Source organism: Bacillus sp. EB106-06-01-XG163 (assembly GCF_058791615.1).
On record NZ_JBYTDS010000008.1, the window covers coordinates 125,344 to 140,603 of the forward strand.

The 15,260-nt window shown below is 48.3% G+C and carries 15 protein-coding genes; 5 read left to right on the forward strand and 10 right to left on the reverse strand.

Annotated elements, in window-relative coordinates:
- Window positions 1–115 precede the first annotated feature (115 nt).
- The 4 genes from AC3WTF_RS11675 to AC3WTF_RS11690 all read left to right on the forward strand — a co-directional run bounded on the left by AC3WTF_RS11675 (window position 116) and on the right by AC3WTF_RS11690 (window position 5,140).
- Complete coding sequence (locus AC3WTF_RS11675) at window positions 116–1,099, forward strand: glutaminase (protein ID WP_047935158.1); 984 nt, start codon at window positions 116–118, stop codon at window positions 1,097–1,099.
- 24 nt (window positions 1,100–1,123) lie between these two features.
- On the forward strand, window positions 1,124–2,560 hold the full coding sequence (locus tag AC3WTF_RS11680) for an alanine/glycine:cation symporter family protein (protein ID WP_047935157.1): 1,437 nt from the start codon (window positions 1,124–1,126) through the stop codon (window positions 2,558–2,560).
- Window positions 2,561–2,675: 115 nt separating this feature from the next.
- Window positions 2,676–3,623 carry a homocysteine S-methyltransferase gene (gene mmuM / locus AC3WTF_RS11685; RefSeq protein WP_047935156.1) on the forward strand — a complete coding sequence of 316 codons (948 nt, stop codon included), beginning with the start codon at window positions 2,676–2,678 and terminating at the stop codon, window positions 3,621–3,623.
- 113 nt (window positions 3,624–3,736) lie between these two features.
- Window positions 3,737–5,140: an amino acid permease gene (locus AC3WTF_RS11690; RefSeq protein ID WP_162782339.1), complete on the forward strand. Its 1,404-nt coding sequence runs from the start codon at window positions 3,737–3,739 to the stop codon at window positions 5,138–5,140.
- 40 nt (window positions 5,141–5,180) lie between these two features.
- Here AC3WTF_RS11690 and AC3WTF_RS11695 read toward each other — a convergent pair whose 3' ends face one another.
- Window positions 5,181–6,248 carry a branched-chain amino acid aminotransferase gene (locus tag AC3WTF_RS11695; protein ID WP_032870220.1) on the reverse strand — a complete coding sequence of 356 codons (1,068 nt, stop codon included), beginning with the start codon at window positions 6,246–6,248 and terminating at the stop codon, window positions 5,181–5,183.
- A gap of 369 nt (window positions 6,249–6,617) precedes the next feature.
- On the opposite strand from AC3WTF_RS11695, the gene gltP reads away from it, so the two are divergent.
- The gene (gene gltP, locus AC3WTF_RS11700) at window positions 6,618–7,868 is read left to right on the forward strand and encodes a glutamate-aspartate/proton symporter GltP (RefSeq protein ID WP_007409006.1); all 1,251 of its coding nucleotides are present in this window, start codon (window positions 6,618–6,620) and stop codon (window positions 7,866–7,868) included.
- A gap of 36 nt (window positions 7,869–7,904) precedes the next feature.
- On the opposite strand, the gene trhO is transcribed toward gltP, so the two are convergent.
- From trhO to AC3WTF_RS11745, 9 genes are all read right to left on the reverse strand, one after another.
- Window positions 7,905–8,873 carry an oxygen-dependent tRNA uridine(34) hydroxylase TrhO gene (trhO, locus tag AC3WTF_RS11705; RefSeq protein ID WP_047935154.1) on the reverse strand — a complete coding sequence of 323 codons (969 nt, stop codon included), beginning with the start codon at window positions 8,871–8,873 and terminating at the stop codon, window positions 7,905–7,907.
- Window positions 8,874–8,977: 104 nt separating this feature from the next.
- Window positions 8,978–9,253, reverse strand: a complete 276-nt coding sequence (locus AC3WTF_RS11710; RefSeq protein ID WP_007409004.1) for a hypothetical protein — start codon at window positions 9,251–9,253, stop codon at window positions 8,978–8,980.
- A 42-nt stretch (window positions 9,254–9,295) separates the two neighbouring features.
- Window positions 9,296–10,111 carry a phosphatidylserine decarboxylase gene (locus AC3WTF_RS11715; RefSeq protein ID WP_007409003.1) on the reverse strand — a complete coding sequence of 272 codons (816 nt, stop codon included), beginning with the start codon at window positions 10,109–10,111 and terminating at the stop codon, window positions 9,296–9,298.
- Window positions 10,104–10,592 (reverse strand): DedA family protein, encoded by a 489-nt coding sequence (locus AC3WTF_RS11720; protein WP_003156711.1) that lies wholly within the window; start codon window positions 10,590–10,592, stop codon window positions 10,104–10,106. Before AC3WTF_RS11720 ends, AC3WTF_RS11715 begins: the two co-directional genes overlap by 8 nt.
- The gene (gene pssA, locus AC3WTF_RS11725; RefSeq protein WP_007409002.1) at window positions 10,583–11,116 is read right to left on the reverse strand and encodes a CDP-diacylglycerol--serine O-phosphatidyltransferase; all 534 of its coding nucleotides are present in this window, start codon (window positions 11,114–11,116) and stop codon (window positions 10,583–10,585) included. Before pssA ends, AC3WTF_RS11720 begins: the two co-directional genes overlap by 10 nt.
- Before the next feature lie 476 nt (window positions 11,117–11,592).
- On the reverse strand, window positions 11,593–12,747 hold the full coding sequence (gene purT, locus AC3WTF_RS11730; RefSeq protein ID WP_047935152.1) for a phosphoribosylglycinamide formyltransferase 2: 1,155 nt from the start codon (window positions 12,745–12,747) through the stop codon (window positions 11,593–11,595).
- A gap of 80 nt (window positions 12,748–12,827) precedes the next feature.
- Window positions 12,828–13,898, reverse strand: a complete 1,071-nt coding sequence (locus AC3WTF_RS11735; RefSeq protein WP_047935151.1) for an iron-containing alcohol dehydrogenase family protein — start codon at window positions 13,896–13,898, stop codon at window positions 12,828–12,830.
- A gap of 71 nt (window positions 13,899–13,969) precedes the next feature.
- Window positions 13,970–14,440, reverse strand: coding sequence for a helix-turn-helix transcriptional regulator (locus tag AC3WTF_RS11740; protein ID WP_003156718.1), 471 nt, complete (start codon window positions 14,438–14,440; stop codon window positions 13,970–13,972).
- 264 nt (window positions 14,441–14,704) lie between these two features.
- Complete coding sequence (locus AC3WTF_RS11745; protein ID WP_007408999.1) at window positions 14,705–15,148, reverse strand: Ser-Thr-rich GPI-anchored membrane family protein; 444 nt, start codon at window positions 15,146–15,148, stop codon at window positions 14,705–14,707.
- Between the last annotated feature and the right edge of the window lie 112 nt (window positions 15,149–15,260).

A 15,260-nucleotide genomic window follows, 5' to 3' on the forward strand; every position in this document is an offset into this window, starting at 1 on the left:
ATTTTGTATGATTCTGTAGATGTCATTATACATTAACATGGAACACGCTATTTTTGAAAACGTTTTCCAAGACCGGGTTCCGCTTCGGACAGGCTTGCAATAGAGGAGGAATGTTATGAAAGATATGGTCAGAGAGCGCCTTGAAAAAGAGGAACTGGCTTCACTTTTACAAGATTGGGTCGAGCATTACCGACCGTTTTCCGTCAATGGAAAAAGCGCAAATTATATACCCGCCCTCGGAGAAATCAACGACTCTCAGCTGGGCATTTGCATATTAGAGCCGCATGGCTCAATGATTCATGCCGGTGAATGGAATGTCCCGTTCACATTGCAGAGCATCTCAAAAGTCATCAGCTTTATTGCCGCCTGCATGAACAGAGGCATTTCTTACGTGCTGGATCGTGTGGACGTGGAACCGACGGGTGATGCGTTTAATTCTATCATCCGGCTTGAAATCCATAAACCCGGGAAGCCCTTCAACCCGATGATCAATGCCGGCGCCATTACCGTCGCCTCGCTGCTTCCGGGTGAAACGGCGCATGATAAATTAGAATATCTCTTTTCCGTTTTTGAAAAATTAATAGGAAAACGCCCTCACATTCACGAGGAGGTCTTCCGTTCTGAATGGCAGACCGCGCATCGGAACCGAGCGCTCGCCTACTATTTAAAAGAAACGAACTTTCTCGAGGCGGATGTGGAAGAAACGCTTGAAGTGTATTTAAAGCAGTGCGCCATGGAGGGTACAACCGAGGACATCGCTTTAATCGGATTGATACTTGCGCATGACGGATACCATCCGATCCGACGGGAACAGGTCATTCCGAAAGATGTCGCAAAACTCGCCAAAGCCCTGATGCTGACGTGCGGAATGTACAATGCGTCAGGAAAATATGCGGCTTTCGTCGGCGTCCCGGCCAAAAGCGGGGTATCCGGCGGCATTATGGCATTGGTTCCCCCAAGCGCCAGAAGAGAACAGCCTTTTCATAACGGCTGCGGCATCGGCATTTACGGTCCGGCCATTGATGAATACGGCAACAGCCTGACCGGCGGCATGCTGCTGAAACATATCGCACAGGAGTGGGAGCTCAGTATTTTTTAATCAAACGAACCAAGAGGTGATTGGATGCAGGAATTCCTTGAAAATGTAATCGGCTCGGCAAATGATTTTTTATGGTCAAAACTGTTAATCGTACTGCTTCTTTCTCTGGGACTGTTTTTTACGTTCAGATCAAAGGGTCTGCAAGTCCGCATGCTGAAGGAAATGATCCGGGTTTTGAAGGAAGGCGCGGCCGCCCGGACAAAAAACACCATTTCCCCGTTTCAGGCATTTTGCATCAGTATGGCGGCGCGTGTCGGAACCGGGAATATTACCGGAATCGCCATTGCGATCGCACTCGGCGGTCCGGGCGCTATTTTCTGGATGTGGATTATCGCAGTCATCGGTTCGGCTTCAAGCTTTGTTGAAAGCACGCTGGCCCAAATTTATAAAGTAAAAGATCAAAACGGATTCCGCGGAGGCCCGGCCTATTACATGGAAAAGGGCCTGAAGAAACGCTGGATGGGCGCGCTGTTCGCCGTATTAATCACACTGTCATTCGGGGTTGTTTTTAATTCCGTTCAATCCAATACGATCAGCGTCGCCTTTCAAAACGCATTCGGCACCAGCCGGCTTACATTGGGCATTATTTTAATCGTGGTTTTCGGCGGCGTAATCTTCGGCGGCGTCAAACGAATTGCGAAAATGGCGGAATACATCGTAGTCGTCTTGGCCGTTTTATATATCGGTGTCGCTTTCTTTGTCATTCTGACGAACATCACCCAATTGCCCGGCGTTCTGTCGCTAATCGTAAAAAATGCGTTCGGCATTGATCAGGCAGCGGGCGGCGCTTTAGGTGCGGCCTTGATGCAAGGTGTAAGACGCGGGATTTTCTCAAATGAAGCGGGTATGGGAAGCGCTCCGAACGCGGCGGCGACAGCTACGACGAGCCACCCGGTGAAACAGGGGCTCATTCAGGCATTCGGCGTCCTGACGGATACGCTCGTCATTTGTACAAGCACGGCGCTTATCATTTTATTTTCAGACGCGTATCACCAGCCGGGACTGAGCGGCATCGCGCTTTCTCAGGCCGCCTTGAGCGATCATGTCGGCGCATGGGCGTCAGGTTTCCTTGCCGTCTTAATGCTTTTGTTCGGCTTCAGCGCTCTGATGGGCAACTATTATTACGGAGAAACCAATATCGGATTTTTAAGCCAGAACAAAAAATGGCTGTTCATTTACCGCATCTGCGTGCTCGGAATGGTACTGTTCGGCTGTATTTCCAAAGTCCAGCTTGTGTGGGATATGGCTGACTTGTTCATGGGCTTAATGGTGGTCGTGAACTTAATCGCGATTTTCCTTCTGTCGAAAAAAGCGTTTGCCGCTTTGAGCGATTATGTCCGGCAAAAGAAAGCCGGAAAGGACCCCGCCTTTTACAGAGATGTACTCCCTGATGATGACGGGATCGACTGCTGGGAGTATTCAGACATCGCGAAAAGTGCGAAAGGCAAACACATTTCCTAAACAAAAGGTGTTCGGGCAGCGTCCTGAACACCTTTTTTCTGCCGGTTCATTGACAAAGAGAATAGCGTCCATTACCCTTTTTATATATTTTCAGTAAAGTCAGAAAGGAAGGCCTATGAATCCCATTACACAAATATTAAATGAACACCCGGTTATGATCATAGACGGCGCGATGGCAACCGAGCTTGAGCGGATGGGCTGTGATTTACATGATGATCTGTGGTCGGCCAAAATTCTTTTGGAGAGACCAGAACTGATCAAACAGGTGCATGCAGAATATTTTGCCGCCGGCGCTGATTGCGCGATCACCGCCAGTTATCAATCGACAATCGAAGGATTTGCAGCGCGCGGCATCCCGGAAACCGATGCGATACGTCTCATTCAGACATCTGTTGAACTTGCCGCACAAGCACGCGATGAATTTTGGGCGCATGAAGAAAACCGTTTACACCGGCCCAAACCTTTGGTCGCCGCTTCTATCGGGCCTTACGGCGCGAGCCTCGCTGACGGCTCAGAATATCGCGGGCATTACGGACTGACGGAGGATGAGCTGATCAGCTTTCACCGCCCCCGGATGAAAGCCCTCATAGAATCCGGCGCCGATCTTTTGGCCTGTGAGACCATTCCGTGCCTGTCAGAAGCAAAAGCGATCACAAGGCTGCTGGAGGAATTCCCCGGCACTTATGCATGGATCAGCTTCAGCGCCAAAGACGGACGGCATATCAGCGAAGGCACGCCAATTTCCGAATGCGCGGCCCTGCTTGACTCCTGCAGCCAAATCGCAGCGATCGGCATCAACTGCACACCGATTGAACATATTCCGCCGTTGATAGAAGAAATCAAACGGTCAGCATCCAAACCGATTATCGCCTATCCGAACTCCGGCGAACAATATGACCCGGTGACAAAAACCTGGAAAGGCGCAGCGTGCGAAAACCATTTCGGAAAAAGCGCGCAAGGCTGGTACGAAAACGGCGTGAGCATGATCGGAGGCTGCTGCCGGACGAAACCTGCGGACATTCAGGCCATTGCCGATTGGGCCAAGACCTTAAAAACAACTTGACTAATCGGAATAGTTTGTATATTCTATTCAAAAAGCCGGTTCGCCGGAATCTCGTGCCGTTCGCCGGCATGAGATTTTTTATTAGAACGGCCTTCGCAGAAAGTTGGAAAACAATGAACAACAAGAACGAGACGAATTTTCAGAGAAGTATGAAAAGCAGACACCTCTTTATGCTATCACTCGGAGGTGTGATCGGAACGGGGCTGTTTTTAAGCTCTGGGTATACCATTCATCAGGCGGGTCCGGCGGGCACCATTTTCGCTTACCTTTTGGGCGCGGGCATCGTCTATCTTGTCATGCTTTGCCTTGGTGAACTGTCAGTGGCCATGCCGGTGACGGGCGCATTCCACACCTATGCGAAGACCTATATCGGGCCGGCGACAGGCTTTACGGTCGCATGGCTGTACTGGCTGACGTGGGCGGTGGCGCTGGGCTCTGAATTCACGGCGGCCGGGCTTTTCATGCAGCGCTGGTTCCCGCATACTTCGGTTTGGATGTGGAGTGCGGTATTCGCTCTTTTCATCTTTTTATTAAACGCCTTCTCCGTGAAATTTTTTGCTGAATCGGAGTTTTGGTTCTCAAGTATTAAAGTCTTAGCCATCTTACTGTTTATTTTATTGGGCGGAGCGGCGATGTTCGGCATCGTCCCGATGAAAAGCGGTGAGGCCGCACCTATGCTGTCGAACTTTACGGATGGCGGCAGCCTTTTTCCAAATGGCTTTTTCCCGATACTGATGACGATGCTTTCAGTAAACTTTGCTTTTTCAGGGACGGAGTTGATCGGAATCGCCGCAGGGGAAAGCGCCGATCCGGAAAAAACCGTTCCGCGCGCCATTAAGACTACAGTCTGGCGGCTGGCGCTTTTCTTTATCGGAACGATTTTTGTGCTGTCAGGGATGATCTCCAGCAAGGAAGCCGGTGTGATTGAAAGCCCGTTCGTCACGGTATTTGACAGAGTCGGCGTGCCTTATGCGGCCGATCTGATGAATTTCGTCATTTTAACGGCGCTTCTGTCTGCGGCCAATTCAGGGCTGTACGCGTCATCACGCATGCTGTGGTCCCTGTCTAAAGAAGGGGAGCTTCATCCCGCCTTTGCCAGGCTGACCTCTAAAGGCATTCCTTTTAACGCTCTGATCTTCAGTATGATCGGCGGCATTCTGTCGTTGTTGTCAAGCGTATTTGCAGCGGATACAGTCTATCTTGTTCTCGTCTCCGTCTCAGGATTTGCGGTAGTGGCTGTGTGGATGAGCATCGCCGCATCGCAATTTTTGTTCCGAAGACGGTTTCTTACAGAAGGGCACCAGCTTTCAGACTTGAAATACAGGACGCCGGGATATCCGGCCGTACCGATAGCGGCCTTTCTCCTGTGCCTCGCCTCCTGTATCGGCATCGCTTTTGATCCGAACCAGGCCATCGCCCTTTATTGCGGAATTGCATTTATGGCCGTTTGCTACACCGCTTATTACTTGAAAAACCGGAAAAGCAGAGCCCGCGTGCAAGCCGTAAAATCCCAATAACCAAAAAAAGAACCCTGCAGCGCAAGGGTTCTTTTTTCATTTATACTTCAACCACCCATCTGAACGAATCCCGCACCTTCCCGACTTGGATGCCGGCAATCGTTTCATAGAGCCTTTCTGACACTTCACCGATCAAACCGTTATTCAGTTCAATCGTTGCTCCGTGAATGTGCAGCGCGCCGACCGGCGAGATGACGGCCGCGGTTCCTGTACCGAATACCTCTGACACCTCGCCTCTCATCGCAGCCTCATAGATGTCATCAATGGCGACCTGTTCTTCCCTGACGCGGATGCCCCAGCTTTTTAACAGCTCTATCACAGATGCGCGTGTGATGCCCCCGAGAATGCTTCCGTTTAACGCCGGCGTTACGGCCTCTCCGTTTATGATGAAAAAGATATTCATACTCCCTACCTCTTCGGCATATTTCTTTTCCACCCCATCGAGCCAAAGCACCTGATCATACCCCAGTTCTTCGGCTTTCCGCTGAGCCTGTAAGCTGGCCGCATAATTTCCGGACGTTTTGACGTCGCCCACTCCGCCGGTGACGGCACGCACATACTCATCCTCCACATAAATCCGGATCGGTTTCAGCTGATCGCCGTAATACGAACCGACAGGCGTCAGAACAACCATGAACTTGTAACGCTTTGACGGCCGGACGCCTAAAGAAGGCTCAGTCGCAATTACAAACGGACGGATATATAAAGAGGTTCCTTTTTCTATCGGTATCCATTCCTGCTCCAGCTCCACCAATTGTATCAATGCCTCCAGCGCCAGCTTCTCGTCAAGAGGCGGCATGCTCATCCGCCGTAACGATTTATTCAGCCGTTTTATATTTTGGTCAGGACGGAACATCAACACCCGTCCGTCTTCTGACCTGTAAGCCTTCAGCCCTTCAAATACGGCCTGCCCGTAATGGAAAACCGATGCGGAAGGGTCAAGGCGGACCGGTTCATAAGGGGTGATTCTCGGATCATGCCACCCTCTCTCCTCTTCGTAATCCATGACAAACATGTAATCAGTGAAGTACTTGCCAAACCCCAATGAAGCGGAGTCCGGTTTTTCTTTTCTTGCTGTGACCTTACGTCTTTCAATGAGTTGATTCAACAAAAGCACACCTTTCTTTTAATTGTTCAAATTTTCAGTCTTTTATAAGCTGCCTGTTTTCTCTGCCTGAATCGTGTATGCACAGATATATGAGGATGCAGTTGACCGTATCATATCAAATATACCACTTATAAGAGGATAATTATCAAAATTTTTGATATTTTCAAGCGAAAATCTAACTTTATTTTATTCTGCTTGATTTTTTTCAATGAGGACTTTCTGTCATATTAAATGATTGCGCTTACATAATGTAAAGCAATCCTTTCTTTCGCACAGTCAATAATGTGACAAATTTATGGCGAATAGGAAGGTGGTTGCCGCCTGCTTCACGAATTACGTATGAAATGCGCAAGTAAAAGGGGGATTCGCTTGAAAAAATTTATCGCATTCCAGATTTTGATCGCTTTAGCCATCGGAGCATTGATCGGCCACTTCTTCCCGGATTTCGGGATGGCGCTGCGGCCCGTCGGAGACGGATTTATCCGCCTGATTAAAATGATTGTCGTGCCGATCGTGTTTTCGACCATTGTTATCGGAGCCGCCGGCAGCGGCAGTATGAAAAAGATGGGCAGTCTCGGCATCAAAACGATTATTTGGTTTGAAGTGATTACGACGCTTGTTCTGGCGCTCGGTCTGTTATTGGCGAACGTGCTGAAGCCGGGAGTCGGACTTAACCTCTCTCATCTTGCTAAAAAAGATATTCACGAGCTTTCCGGCTATACGGAAAAAGTAGTCGACCTGAAACAAATGCTTCTTGATATTATCCCCGTTAACATCATTGACGTCATGGCGAAAAACGATCTTCTCGCCGTCATTTTTTTCGCGATTTTATTCGGTGTTGCCGCAGCCGGCATCGGCAAAGCCTCCGCACCTGTCATGAGTTTCTTCGAATCCACGGCAAATATTATGTTCAAGCTGACGCAAATGGTAATGGTCACCGCTCCGATCGGCGTTCTCGCCCTGATGGCCGCCTCTGTCGGGCAATTCGGAATCGCGCTTTTGCTTCCGATGCTGAAGCTGATCGGCACTGTGTTCCTCGGGCTGTTCCTGATACTCTTCGTTCTGTTTCCGATCGTGGGGCTTATCTTTAAAATCAAATACTTTGAAGTGCTGAAAATGATTTGGGATCTGTTTTTGATCGCTTTCTCCACGACAAGCACAGAAACCATTCTGCCTCAGCTGATGGATCGGATGGAGAAATACGGCTGTCCGAAGCGGGTCGTCTCCTTTGTGGTTCCGTCAGGTTTATCGCTGAACTGTGACGGCTCAAGCCTCTATTTATCGGTGTCCTGTATTTTTCTGGCGCAGGCGTTTCATGTGGAGATGCCGCTTTCTCAGCAGCTTCTGATGATGCTTGTGCTCGTCATGACAAGCAAAGGCATTGCCGCCGTCCCGTCAGGCTCACTCGTCGTGCTTCTGGCGACAGCGAATGCCGTCGGTCTCCCCGCGGAAGGCGTCGCCATCATTGCCGGTGTCGACCGCGTCATGGACATGGCGAGAACCGGCGTTAACGTGCCCGGCCATGCGGTCGCCTGCATCGTCGTGTCCAAGTGGGAAAAAGCATTCAAATATAAAGGACCCGTCACGGCAGACCAGACCGCCCGGACAGAAAGTATGTAAACACAAAAAAGACCACCTTATTGGTGGTCTTTTCTATTAATCAATCGCCGCATGATCCTCTTGTTCAATCAAAGCAAGGCGTTCATTGATTTCTTCCTGAGTCATTTCGTGCTCTTTCACATACATGTTGCGTTCGTTCGTACGGCATTCGTGACTGCAGCTGCGCATGTATTTGTATTCATTCTCAGGTGTGCAGATCATTTTTTTATTACATGCCGGATTTGCGCAGTTCACATAACGCTCGCACGGCTCGCCCGTGAAATAATCTTTTCCGATGATAACGTGCTCTACACGGTTGACCGGTACGCTGATTCTTTCGTCAAACACGTAGCACTGTCCGTCCCACAGTTGCCCTTTCACTTCAGGATCTTTACCGTAAGTGACGATACCGCCGTCAAGCTGGGACACGTCTTCAAAGCCCTTCTTCAGCAGCCAGCCGGAAAATTTTTCACAGCGTACGCCGCCTGTGCAGTACGTGAGGATTTTTTTGCCTTCAAGCATGTCTTTATGCTCTTCAATCCAGTCCGGCAGCTCACGGAACGCCTCAATATCAGGTCTGACCGCTCCGCGGAAATGACCGAGGTCATACTCATAGTCATTTCTGGCGTCGATCACGATCGTGTCAGGATCCTGCATTTGCTCATAAAAGTCTTTCGGTTTCAAATGCTTGCCCGTCGTGACATTCGGATCAACATCATCTTCGAGACGAAGCGTCACCAATTCTTTTTTATGGCGCACAAACATTTTGCGGAATGCATGTCCGTCAGCCTCGTCAATTTTGATCGGCATGTCGGCAAAGCGCGGATCAGCTTTCAGTGCATTCATGTATTGATCCGTCTGTTCAACCGTTCCGGACACCGTACCGTTAATGCCTTCCTCAGAAATCAAAATACGGCCTAACAGACCGAGCTCCTTACAAAACTTCAAATGCTGAGCCGTGAACTCCTCAGGCTCATCAATCTTTACATATTTATAATAAAGTAAAACTCTATATTGTTTTTCCATGATTTATACACCCTGTTCAATTATATTAATGATCGCACACTCTACTATATCATACAGGAAAACGGGCGAAAGATGAACATTTCCGTCCGTACTCTTTCTTCCAGTCACGCTTCGCCTTTTAAAACCTGCTGAAAATAAAACCGATACGTATTGCGCAAAAAGGTCTCAAGCGAAAGGCCGGCCGCGGTCTGATACTTGCCGATAATAAACGGAAAACGGTCACGGCCTTTTGCCCGCAAAAGATCGGCGCTGTCTTCAGCCAGTTCTGAGATGAGCGCCTCAACAACAGGCCGGCATGCGTCCCGCACGGCTTCAAGAATTTGCTGATCCCCTGTATGCTGGTACTGTTCTATCAGCTTTGCCAAATCCTTTTCTTCCATAATGTTCACTTCCTTACACCATATAAAAAAGAGGAGCAGCTTTTATAAAGCGGACGCCTCCTCCTGTGACTCCGCATAACCGATGATCTGACCGACCTGTAATTCACGGCCTTCAGTCAGGTTATCCGAAGGGGTAAACATATCTTTCTCGAATACTAAAATAACGGTCGATCCAAATGAAAAATAGCCCAGCTCTTCCCCCGTCTCAAGCCTGTTTCCGGTGTTTGTCTGAACGATCGAGTTAATATTCATCGCACCTACCGGAATCATGAGCATCTGCTGGTCAGCACGGGTCAGCTCGTACACATAACGGTAATTTTTTGAGAGCACGTCTTTCCCGTACTTTAACCCCATCGTATTAACGGGATAGGAGCGTTTCCCCAGCTCGGCCAGCTTCTGATACGTGCAGCTGACAGGAGAATGGAAGCGGTGGTAATGTCTCGGGCTCAGGTAAAGCACGGCAAAACACCCGCCGTTATACTTGTGATCGGCGCTTTTAAACCCCGTCAGTTCGGCGAACGAATAATCCTTCCCTTTTACCATGAAAGTTTGATTGGGTTTAATCATGCCAACCGTCTGAACGACACCGTCCACCGGGCTGACGATGGCGTTCTTCTCTTTTGCCACGGGGCGGAGATTTAAATTAATATCACGAATGAAAAATGACGCCAATGAATCAAAGTCAGAAGCCGTGCGTTCCGTTTCATTCCAGTTGATGCGATAGTGTTTGGAAAACAGCGGAATCATCGGCTTGCTCAGTTTCGATTCACAGAAGTTTTTAATGAGATAAGACGTCAATCGATTATTAGTCAGTTCAATCAATGAACGGTAAAGAACTTTAGCGGCAGTATTAAACATTGATTACTCCTATGAATTTTCCTATAGTAATAAAAATAAAACACCATAAAAACGCTCCGATGGCGGCGAAGCATAAGTAGGTTTTGAATTCCATTCTGCCGATTCCGGAAAAGTAGCAGGTCACGTGTCTGATGCCGGGGATGAAATAACCTAAAATAATGGTGTACGGCCCGTACTTCTTCATCCACCTGTCTACTTTCTCCATCCTCTTTTCCTTCAGGCCGACCCATTTCCCGAACTTATTAATAAACGGCCGGCCGGCTTTTCTGCCGATGAAGTAGCTGATAATCATCCCCAGGAGCGCTCCGATAAAGCTGATCAGAATGGAGAGCCCGTAATTCAGCACGTTTAAATGAGCGAAGTAGCCCACAAGCGTCATCATGACTTCATCCGGAATAGGCAATCCGATAATACCGAGTGTCAGCATAAGAAAAATCGCGATATATCCGTAATCGGATATTAATTGCTGAACTAATTCCATCTTCTGCTCTCCAGGTTTTCAGGCGCCTGTTTTTTAAAGTGCGGAAATTTAATGTTGCTGACCATTAAATAACCGAGCGCGATCGTTCCCGCCCCCAGAAGAAAAGCGTTATTGATAAAGCTCAAAATGACAAGACACATACCCGCAAACGGAATCGGCATCCCGATAAACGTCGGCAGCTTGCTTTGTTCAATATTAAATCTCGAAAGACGGATCATCCCGCAGATGCTGTAGGAAAGCGCGATTAAAATTCCGATGAACGGAATCGTATATAGTGAAACACTGTAAGCGAGCATGGACGGCGCTACGCCGAACGTCACGAGATCAGCAAAAGAGTCAAGCTCCCTTCCCATCTCCGATACCGCGTTCAGCTTACGGGCGGCCAAACCATCAAAGAAATCAAGAAACATCCCGGTGAAAATAAAGATCACCGCAGAGTGTATATTATGATACAAAAGGGAATGAATCGATAAGAGCCCGCAAATAAAATTTCCAATTGTAATCATACTAGGTATATAATTCACAGTTTACACAAACCTCCAATTAAAACCATATCAAATCGGACTGCGTATGCATAAAGGCTCCATTTTACGGAAACATAAAATGAAATTCTTTCAATGCTATCATTCAAATTCTTTTATTATACAGCATTTGGTGTTATTTGAACAATCTAATCTGGTGATTTTTGTTTTTTCGCCGTTCATATTAAGGTAAGCAATCATGGATTCCTCTATTCCGGATTACCCTGCTTCAATATTCCATGCCGCGATCCGGATTGTCCGTTCTTGATGAATGAAAAGCCGTATGATGTATTGTTATTTCCTTCTCCGTGAAATGAGAACATTACATATAACGATTGCGGACATAAAAAGTTTCATGAATTAAAAAGCCGGCACAAAACGGCCTCATACATTATCTCACAACCCCGTTTTCCAGTATATAGTCTGCCAAACAAAAAAGGCGCCTTACCATTACGGTAAAAACGCCTTTTAAGATCATTTTATGTAATTGATAAATGACTGAGTGCTTCGGCCGCTATTTCTCTGGCTTCTTCAACGGTCTCAGCTGCAGAAAGCGCAACCGCCATACGGCGTCCAACTTTCGTGACGGGTTTACCGAATACGCGGACCTGAGTGCTTTTTACCCCCAAAGCCTTCTCCAAACCTTCAACCGCATAATCAGCAAGCTCTTTTGGCGCCTTCAGCGGACGGCTTGCCCCCGGCGACAGCTGAGTGATTTCCGGAATCGGGAATCCCAATACCGCGCGGACATGCAGCGCAAACTCTGACAAATTTTGCGTTACAAGCGTAACGAGCCCCGTATCATGCGGACGGGGAGACACCTCGCTGAAATATACTTTATCTTCAGTAAGGAAAAGCTCCACCCCGAATAAACCGTATCCGCCGAGCTCGTCCGTTATGCTTTTCGCAATGTGTTTCGCCTCTTTGATCTGCTGTTCCGTCATATGATGAGGCTGCCATGATTCAATATAGTCACCGTCTTTTTGTTCATGTCCGATCGGCGCGCAAAAGGACGTACCGTTCGCCGCGCGCACTGTCAGAAGAGTGATTTCTGATTCAAACGGAATGAATTCCTCAACGATGACCCGGCCGTTTTTCACCCGGCCGCCTTCCATCGCCATGTCCCAGCAGCTTTTCAGCCCGGAAGCCGAGCGGCACACGCTTTGCCCTTTTCCGGAAGAGCTCATCAGCGGTTTTACCACGCACGGAAAGCCGATTGTTTCCGCCGCTTCTTTAAATTCTTCATATGTATTCGCGAATTCATAGCCGGCAGTCGGAAGATGAAGCGTCTCTGCCGCAAGCCGTCTGATGCCTTCACGGTCCATCGTCAGCTTTGCCGCACGCGCATTCGGAATGACGTGAAAACCTTCTTCCTCAAGCTTCAGCAGCTCATCCGTCGCAATGGCTTCCACTTCCGGCACGATCAAGTCCGGTTTTTCTTTCTCAATGACTTCTCTGACCTGCGCTTTATCAAGCATATCAATCACATAGCTTTTGTGCGCGGCCTGCATGGCGGGAGCATGCTCATAGCTGTCAACGGCTACAGTGACAACCCCGAGCCGCTGCGCTTCAATGACGACTTCTTTCCCCAGCTCGCCTGATCCTAATAACAACATCTTCTTCGCCTGATACATGTCCTTTGGCCCTCCCTTTCTATACCCCACTCATTATAACGGAAATATTCAAAAAATAAAGACAAGATAGATAACAAGCTCTATCCTGTCTTTTGCGCTGATTCGAGCGATTCAATCGCAGCTGACACGTCCTTCTCGCGATATTGCCCCATTAAGCATAACGATTCTTCCGCCCGGCAGGCGTGAGAAGCAATGCGGCGCTTGGCTTCCTCATGGTTGTCAAGGATGCCGAGATCACAGAGACTGACGGGGAAACCGAGCCGGCGGTAAAACGGAAGCAGCTCTTCAATCTCAGGTCTTCGATTCTCAAGCGCGAGCTGCACCAATATGCCGTAAGCAACCTTCTGGCCATGCAGCACCTGATGTGTCTCCTGAAGAAAACTGAGTCCGTTGTGGACCGCATGCGCCCCTGCCATCCTGCACAAACGGCCGCCATACCCGCCGACCGTCCCCGCAAGCATAATGATCGTTTCCGCCGTATGGATGAACGGCACGGACAGCTCGCCTTTCTCCATGCTTCCGACGGCCGCTTCACTGTAACTCAATAACAGATTACGGATATATTCCGCCTGTCTCAGCCCCGCCTGCGCCATCAGCGGCGCCGCCTCCTCCGTATTTCTGATGACCGCCTCGGCCTCATACCATTTCGCCAGCGTATCACCGATCCCGCTTTTCATATATTCAATGGGAGAGGAAAGCAAAAACAGCGGATCAACAAGCGTCAAATAGCTTGAACGCTTATGATAATCAACTCTGATAAAATTGCCGCTCTCATCATATATGACACTCAACGGCGTACTTGCCGCACACGTCCCCGCAATGGAAGGAACCATCACAGCTTCAATATCAAGCCGGTCTGCCGCCGCTTTTGCCAAATCCAATATCGTGCCGCCTCCGATACCGATGATCACATCCGCGTCTTCCGCCTGCTCACAGACCTTACGCACCGCCTCAGGTGAACAGTATCCTTTATGCTGAATCACATCCCAGGAAGAACCGCCGCCGTAATCGGAGAACGCCTGATAGGATTTGATTCCGGTCACAATAACGGGTTTTCTGAATGTCTCCAGCAGCCCCGGAAGTTCTTTTGCGATTCCTTCCTTGCATATGTACTGATTCGGGCCGCTTCGGACGATATCTTCAGGCTTCATTCGAATCTCTCCTTTGGCTGGAATTTATATATATTTTCCCACTTGTCAGAAAATACATCAACCGGAGGTGCTTAGCGCTTCGCTTCTTCCGCCTCCAAAAACAGCTCATCAAGCCGCTCCAAAGCCTCTGCCTTTTCAAAACTGCTGAACCACAGATCATCATAAGAATCAAGGATGCGGTAATGGTGGGAAATCAAATGCTGCTGCAAGCGGAACTCGCCTTTTTTCTCGATGGCTTTCCACCACACCTTGCCGCCCATCGTCTTCCCCTTCGGCCTGTCAATTGTGCGGTGAGCAACCGTTTCAATGACCTCCAGCGGATCATCTCCTAATACGGATTGCAGTGTTTCACTTGATCTGAAAAGCGCGCAAACCGCCACAACATGCGGCCATTCCGCAAGCGCCCGCCCTTTCTCAATCTGCACCAGCGACTTTTTAGAAAGGCCGATCACATCCGCCATTTTCTCCTGTGTGTAGCCTCTCTCCGACCGGATTTTCTTCAGCTGGACTGAGACAAGCTCAGTCATATAATCTTGATCCATCTCAACCTCCATATTTATCAATATAGCCATTTTACACCGCGGCACGCCTTTTTTATATCAGAACATTTTCAAACGAATCAAAAGAACCCGGGATTGGCTTATCATTGAAGCGATGTACCTTTCCGCATAATCCAGAATGATGCGGTGAAATACAAACGTACGCCCGAAGAGACAGGTGCGGGCTCCCTGGCGGTTGAGCTCCGGACAAAATAAAAAGCTGCCGCAGCTGCAGCAGCTAAAACTTTATAGACCGGAAAATCAGCATTATGAAGCGAATACAATCCATCTTGCACTATAATTGACACGTTTTTTCGAACCCTGATTGACCATTTTAAATCTGTATGAATCTCCTTTTTTTAACGAAGGTGTTTCAAAATAAGTCGTTCCATTTTTCTTTGCATTGGCGGTTTTGATTGTTTTCCAGGCACCTTTGCCGTTGACTTGCTTTTGGACGTATATTTTATACGTGCCCTTCCCTTTACTGTTGGATTTAAAAGTCACGGCTCTCAAGGTGTACTTTTTTGTCGTTTTAGTGAATTTAGGGTGATATGTATTGATCACATAGTTAGTGAAATACCCGCTTTTATAAGTATGAAGCCAGTCTTTAGCCTCTGCTTTTTGCGGAGAAGAAAAACCCATAAAACCAATTCCGCTGATTAAAAGAGTAAAAATAATGATGAGCGACTTAAAAATCTTTTTGCTTTTCATCGAGAAAATCCTTCCTTCCTGTAACTATTTACCCTATTTATGTTAATGACAATATAGCCAATCATAAATCCGTCCAACTAACCATTTTGACCGCAGGAAGAGATGTGAACAG